This is a genomic window from Collinsella sp. Sow4_D11 (assembly GCF_052116465.1).
In the GTDB taxonomy this organism is placed as follows: Bacteria; Actinomycetota; Coriobacteriia; order Coriobacteriales; family Coriobacteriaceae; genus Collinsella.
This window is the reverse complement of record NZ_JBQKLA010000074.1, coordinates 1-627: the sequence shown is the minus strand read 5'-3', so window position 1 is coordinate 627 and position 627 is coordinate 1. Positions and strand designations below refer to the sequence as shown.

General features: G+C 67.6%; 1 protein-coding gene. It reads right to left on the bottom strand.

Going from position 1 to position 627, the window contains the following annotated elements; genetic code table 11:
• Window positions 1–72: 72 nt before the first annotated feature.
• A partial coding sequence (locus ACTQ40_RS10585; protein ID WP_441564127.1) for a helix-turn-helix domain-containing protein occupies window positions 73–627 on the bottom strand: 555 nt, incomplete at its 5' end.

Below are 627 nucleotides of genomic sequence, written 5' to 3'. Positions count from 1 at the left end.
ATGATGGGAAGATCGGACAGTTAGCGAAGAAAGGGTGCGGCACCTTTGCAAAACGGTGAAACCCGAAAGAAATTAGTCGTGAAATCCTAAATTTAGTTGTTGTGAAAAACAGGCGCGCCTCTGCTCGCGCGTGAGCTCGTCGAGGAACAGGTTGAGAACGTCCTTGCCGGTGCCCTCGTGCGCCCAGATGAGGCAGCCGCGGTCGTGGTCGACGACCACCGTGACGTACTTGTGGCCCTTCTTGTACGACGTCTCGTCGATGCCGATGCGGCGCACGCCGTCGAACCTCGAGGCGCCGCGCGCGGCCTCCAGCTCGGCGTAGACGCGCCTGCACACGCCGCCCACGCTGTGCCACTCGACGCGGGCGAGCTCGGAGACCGCCGAGGCGGTGCAGCGGACCGCCAGCCACGCCACCCAGTCCTCGAAGTCGCGCGTGAAGCGCGCCCCGTGCCGCGCCCAGGGGACGGCCTCGGTGCGCACGCCGTGCTCCGGGCAGCGCACCCTGCAGGGCGCGTGCTCCAGGTAGCAGGCCGAGCGCGCCAGGTCCATCGCCCTCCACAGCCTGGGGGCCCCGCGGTTCGCCATGTCGTAGAAGTCGCAGGCCCTGCCGCATACGGGGCAGCGGCG